This window comes from Rhodopirellula maiorica SM1, from assembly GCF_000346295.1.
GTDB classification, from domain to species: Bacteria; Planctomycetota; Planctomycetia; order Pirellulales; family Pirellulaceae; genus Novipirellula; species Novipirellula maiorica.
On sequence record NZ_ANOG01000721.1, the window covers coordinates 1 to 5,599 of the forward strand.

Below are 5,599 nucleotides of genomic sequence, written 5' to 3' on the forward strand. Positions count from 1 at the left end.
AACCGCACATTGAACTCGAGCACTTTGGGCCCCGCCGAAGTCAACATCAACCCCGCGTACAACACGCCTTTGAAGGGACGACGAGCACGTTTCATCGCATGCACGATCGGGACAAGCACGTCGGCTTCGATTTTTTCCATCATCGCTTCGTCGACGATCGGCGTCGGACAATACGCGCCCATGCCACCGGTGTTAGGACCGGTATCACCATCGTAGGCCGGTTTATGATCTTGCGCCGCAGGCAGCGTCATGATCGTTTCACCATCGGTGATCGCCAACACGCTTGCCTCTTGGCCGATCAATTTCTCTTCGATGATCAGTTCTTTACCGGCTTCGCCGAATTCGCGTTGATGGGCAATCCGATCGATTGCTTCGAGGGCTTCGCTGCGAGTGCTACAAACGATCACTCCTTTGCCCGCCGCTAATCCATCGGCTTTGACGACGACGTGCACCGGATCATTGGGTTCGGAATAGCGGTCCTTAATATAGCGAGCCGCATCTTCGGCGTCACGGAACGTCCGATAGCCCGCGGTTGGAATGTCGGCCATGTGCAGCAAATTTTTGCAAAACACTTTGCTGCCTTCGAGTTCCGCGGCAGCTTTGGAGGGACCGAACACCTTTAGCCCTTCATCCTGCATCGCATCGACCAACCCTGCTACCAAAGGAACCTCGGGCCCCACAACGGTGATATCGATTGCGTTTTCTTTGGCGAATTTGACCAGTTTTTCGGTCTCGGTCACTTCGATCGGGACATTGATCGCATCGATCGCGGTTCCCGCGTTCCCCGGGGCCACATAGACCGATTCCACACGAGGGCTTTGAGCAATCTTCCAAGCGAGCGCATGTTCACGTCCGCCATTACCAACAATTAAAAACTTCATCGCGGAACCACACTGTCGCAGAGATTCAAGAAAGGAAAATTCAAAGCCCAATCGGTAAATTAGCAAACCCATCAAAAACTGCCACGGTGGGAGGCCCAATCTCGGTTCGGTCGGACAAAATATTCTGGCCGCAATCGGCGAACGGGTCTCCCAAGTGTCACGGATTCCCCCCGACGGATCCCATCGTGGGAATTACGTAGCTTAACGTGGCCTAAGCGGTAGACAATTTCCCAATAGCAACTAAAATGGGTAGTGTCCTGCCGAAGAATGAAATTCTGCTGTCCGAATACTCCCCCACCCCAAGGACGGCACATTCTTCGCAAAAAACTAGTTTGGTTAGAAGCGGCGGCTGAGTGAACGTCCACCGTAGCTCAGTCGCCGCGATAACCTCATCCGTCCCCCCGCCCCAATTCATTCGCATGGCTAGCGAGATTTGCAATTGGCCGCAGAAAATCGCTTTAATCACGTGTGTTCTGCTGACTTGCAATTAAAATTCGCTGTTTGCCGCCCACTCACCCTGTCACGCACGACCATCGGTTCCTGATTTTCGGTAATGACACCGACGTCCACCGCCATGCTGAGGTTGAACGGACCCCACCTACAAAAATTCTGGCTGCTTCATGGGGCGGCACTAAAATTAAAAAGCGTTACGCTTTGACAATTGAAACCACGCTGATGATCCTTCGGCTGTTTGACTGTTTAGGATTTGAACCCTCTAACCCTGCTTGGGAGAATTAACGTTGAAGACTCGACGACAAGCTTTGAAATCTCGATTAACTCACATGATTTGCGGTGTCGCCGCAGCCTCGCTGCTGGCCTCGACTCCTGCCGTTTCCCAGGCTGGCGATCTGAAACTGCGTTTTGAATACGCAGGTGCCGCCGAAGAGCCCTCCGCTCTGGTTGTCAACAAAGACGTTGAATTTTGCGGAAAACACCAAATTTTCAACGAACGATTGTTGGTCAACAAAGAGAACAAGGGCATTAAAGATGTCGTGGTCTACGTTTACACCGGCCGCGGTGGATCGAAACTGGATGACATCCCAGCCAAGAACAACACGCACGAGCTAGAAAACAACGCCTGTCGCTTTGAACCCCACATCGTGATCTGCCAAACCGGCGACACATTGAAGGTGACCAACCCCGATGCAGTTGGCCACAATGCGAACCTGCCGTTCTTCAAAAACCCAGCACAAAACTTCTTGATCCCACCCGGGCAAGAAAAATCGGTCGTCCTCGAAGATACCGAACCAGCGCCAATTCCGGTTGAATGCAACATTCACCCTTGGATGCGTGCTTACGTCGTGGTGCTGGAACACCCCTATGTCGCCAAGAGCGACGAAAATGGCGATTTGGTCATCAAGGATCTTCCCGAAGGCGAAGAATTGACGTTCCGTGTTTTCCACGAAGCAGGCAAGATTGACGAAGTCACTGTCGATGGCAAATCTGAAAAATGGTCGCGAAGCCGTTTCGACGTCACTATCGAACCAGGCGTGAACGATCTCGGAACCGTAGTGGTTCCTGCCGAAGCGTTGAGCGCTGAATAGTGAAAGGCGAGTAATAAATCGCGAGTCAAATCGCGATCGCCCCCAATCAAACGATTTGTGGCAGGCACATCCTTGATGTGTCTGCCATTTTTTTTTTGCATGTGCGACAATCCGTGGAGTTTACGGCGAACGGGTTTACGCGGTTCAATAGGGACGAATCCTTTCTCAAATTCTTAGACCGTTTTCGCTATGCCCCCATTCGTCCGCTCTTTGCTGCTGATCGTCTGCTCGCTGCCGCTGGTGGCGATGTTGACTGGATGTGATGCCAAGATTGAACAATTTGCGTCCAACACGCTTTACTCTCTAACGCTCGCCGAATCGCGATCCGCTTCGATGGATGCGGCCCAGACCGACACCTCCGCTGTATTGCAGCAGGCATTTGGAACACCGAATGATCCAAAATGGCCAAGCGATATGCTGAGCGAATCGGCTCGGTCGCTGATCGATGTCGACCGCCTTCATCGGGCGGCGGGGCCTATTTCGAGTCTGCAGGACGGCAGCCATCTGGGACTGTACCGAGAACACTGTGTCCATTGCCACGGGCTTTCGGGCGACGGATTCGGTCCCACGTCGTTGGCGCTGAACCCTTATCCACGCGATTTTCGCCACGGCATTTTCAAATGGAAATCGACTCGGCGGAATGCCAAACCGACTCGCCAGGATCTTCGCCGCACGCTGGTTCACGGCGAAGCCGGTACGGCGATGCCATCGTTTTCGGTGCTGCCGGATGACGAATTGGATGCGTTGGTCGATTACGTGATCTACTTGTCGATTCGTGGTGAAGTCGAGCGTGAATTGCTGGCTGCCGCGGTGGAACTGGGTTACGACGAGACGCCTCCCGAAGCGGAGTTACAGATCCGCTTGCCGCTGGCTGGCGATGCTCCACCGGCTAGTGACAGCCAGGCGACAAGCGAAGGCGCCGAGGCCACTGCCGAAATCATTCAAGAGGTGATCAACGAGTGGGTTGCTGCCGAGGATGCCGTGGTCGAAGTCCCCGCCGCGACGACGGTTTCCTCGACAAGTGACGCCGATGCGATCGAACGAGGCCGTGAATTGTTCCATGGCCAGATCGCAAACTGCGTCGGTTGCCACGGTCCGCAGGGCAACGGCGAGGCGGTGACGCTTGACTATGACGATTGGACCAAAGAGTATTCGACGCGATTAGGATTAACGCCCACCGACCGCGATGCGATGAAACCGTTCCGCAGAGCGGGTGCCCCCAAGCCGCGGCCGATTGTGCCGCGGCGATTACAGGGAGGCGTGTTCCGCGGGGGCGGTGATGGCGAGACGCTCTATCGACGGATTACCCAAGGGGTTGCGGGAACCCCAATGCCAAGCTTGGAGGTGACGGAGACCGAGAGCGGCAAAGGATTGACGTCGGATCAAGTCTGGGACTTGGTCCACTATGTTCAATCGCTCGGAAAACCTTAGGCTTGCTAAATCCTGGCCGCCAATTCCAACTTGCGATTGATTGCGACGTTTTGATGCTTGTTCGCTCGTCTTCTCTCATCCTCGGTTGCCGACATTCCTCTTTCGCTGAAACAAACCTTCCTATGAGTCAAGAAACGTATCGATCGATTGGCGCAATCGCCGGGGTGATCACCGGAGTGGTTTTGATGGCCCTGCTCGGCTATTCAGGACTGATTGCCGGATTCTGCTTTGGTGCCGGTGGCGCGGTATTGGGCGGCATCTTGGGGGAACGCGTTCATTCGATGCGTCACAAAAATCACTAAGCTTTTGGTCATCAAACACACAATGCAGTCACCAAGCATTCCCTATCACCGCATCGTTCATCGATTGGCCCTCCTGACCGTCTGCCTGACTTGGCCGCTGATCTGGGTGGGCGGTATGGTCACGACCTACGACGCGGGTATGGCGGTTCCGGATTGGCCCAATACCTACGGCTACAACCTGTTTTTGTACCCCTACAAAACCTGGTTGCTGGGCCCGTTTGACCTGTTCATCGAACACGGACACCGCCTGCTCGGCGGACTGCTTGGATTCACCGCGATCGGCTTGGTCGTCGCCGCTTGGCGGACCGAACATCGAAGATGGGTCAAAGGTTTTGCCGCAATGATCTTGGTGGCGGTGATCATCCAAGGGGGGCTTGGTGGCATCCGAGTGGTGCTCGGCGACCGGACATTTGCGATGATTCACGGCACGACGGCGCCGATCGTTTTTGCCTTGACCGTTACCGGGATGGTCATCACCAGCCGCTGGTGGTTCCGCTATTCACGTGGTAGCTATGGCGATTCGCAATCCGAATCGACACCCCAGCCGGAACGATCGGACCCCGATTCGGAAAATTTCGTTGCGTTACCTCGGCTCGCCAAAGGGACGTTTGGAATCGTCACGTTGCTGGTGGTGACGTGCTACCTGCAGCTCGTACTAGGGGCGATATTACGGCATTTGCAGCCTACCGGGTCACCCACAGGCTTTTTGCACACGACCACGACGCATGTCGTGTTGGCGTTTGTGCTGTGGTTGATGGTGGCGGTTGCCTGGGCTCGATTACGCAAGTGCGGCGATTTGACGCTGTCGCGTCCTGGGGTTGCCCTGATAGGATTAGTGGGCATTCAAATTTTGCTGGGTATTGGGACTTGGGTAGTTCACTATGGCTGGCCTGCGTTTCTGGGATGGTTTCCCGGAGCCGAGGGGTATGTCATTGAGTCAAAGAATTACGCCAATGCGTTACTTGTCACTTCGCATGTTGCGACCGGATCTTTGATTCTTGCGGTTTCCACGTTTGCATGGGTCCGTATACTGCGTGTTCGCAACCTGAACATGGCTTCCGTCACGAGCGAAACGGCGACTTAACTAGGAACGAATATTAAAGTGTCGACAGAGATATTAATCGCCGATCCACTGACGCCCTCGTCGGCGAGGGTTCGTTACGTGAGCGAAGGAAAACAAGTGGACAGCCAGCGGGAACCCCACCCTCGAGATGCCGCCCACGAAGTTACCCAAAGAGCAGGGCAGGGCAGGGCAGAGGATGCTTCGGCCGCAGCCCCATCGACCGCGGGCGCCGTTGCGTCGACGCATCCGAGTCTTTTTTCGGACTACATCCAACTGACCAAACCGCGAATCGTGACCATGATCTTGGTCACCACAGTCGCTTCGGCGATGATCGCCGCGGGCGGATGGATCGCGACGCTCGATATGTTTTGGTTGCTG

General features: G+C 55.0%; 5 protein-coding genes and 1 pseudogene. 5 read left to right on the top strand and 1 reads right to left on the bottom strand.

Annotation, left to right across the window (positions count from 1 at the left end; genetic code table 11):
* On the bottom strand, nucleotides 1-881 hold an 881-nt coding region (purD, locus tag RMSM_RS23355), incomplete at its 3' end, for a phosphoribosylamine--glycine ligase (RefSeq protein ID WP_008702251.1).
* A 782-nt stretch (nucleotides 882-1,663) separates the two neighbouring features.
* On the opposite strand from purD, the gene RMSM_RS23365 reads away from it, so the two are divergent.
* The 5 genes and pseudogenes from RMSM_RS23365 to RMSM_RS42105 form a co-directional block, all read left to right on the top strand.
* Nucleotides 1,664-2,425, top strand: coding sequence for a methylamine utilization protein (locus RMSM_RS23365; protein WP_008702253.1), 762 nt, complete (start codon nucleotides 1,664-1,666; stop codon nucleotides 2,423-2,425).
* A gap of 189 nt (nucleotides 2,426-2,614) precedes the next feature.
* Nucleotides 2,615-3,856: a cytochrome c gene (locus tag RMSM_RS23370; RefSeq protein ID WP_144057897.1), complete on the top strand. Its 1,242-nt coding sequence runs from the start codon at nucleotides 2,615-2,617 to the stop codon at nucleotides 3,854-3,856.
* Nucleotides 3,857-3,978: 122 nt separating this feature from the next.
* Nucleotides 3,979-4,158: a hypothetical protein gene (locus tag RMSM_RS23375; protein WP_008702256.1), complete on the top strand. Its 180-nt coding sequence runs from the start codon at nucleotides 3,979-3,981 to the stop codon at nucleotides 4,156-4,158.
* Between the two features lie 22 nt (nucleotides 4,159-4,180).
* Nucleotides 4,181-5,242: a COX15/CtaA family protein gene (locus RMSM_RS23380; protein WP_008702258.1), complete on the top strand. Its 1,062-nt coding sequence runs from the start codon at nucleotides 4,181-4,183 to the stop codon at nucleotides 5,240-5,242.
* 18 nt (nucleotides 5,243-5,260) lie between these two features.
* Nucleotides 5,261-5,599 (top strand): annotated as a pseudogene (locus RMSM_RS42105) (hypothetical protein); the annotation flags it as partial.

Bases quoted from the DNA above. Each gene is read 5' to 3' on its own strand.
- RMSM_RS23370 (WP_144057897.1), top strand. From the start codon at position 2,615: ATGCCCCCATTCGTCCGCTCTTTGCTGCTGATCGTCTGCTCGCTGCCG.
- RMSM_RS23380 (WP_008702258.1), top strand. From the start codon at position 4,181: ATGCAGTCACCAAGCATTCCCTATCACCGCATCGTTCATCGATTGGCC.
- RMSM_RS23365 (WP_008702253.1), top strand. From the start codon at position 1,664: ATGATTTGCGGTGTCGCCGCAGCCTCGCTGCTGGCCTCGACTCCTGCC.
- RMSM_RS23375 (WP_008702256.1), top strand. From the start codon at position 3,979: ATGAGTCAAGAAACGTATCGATCGATTGGCGCAATCGCCGGGGTGATC.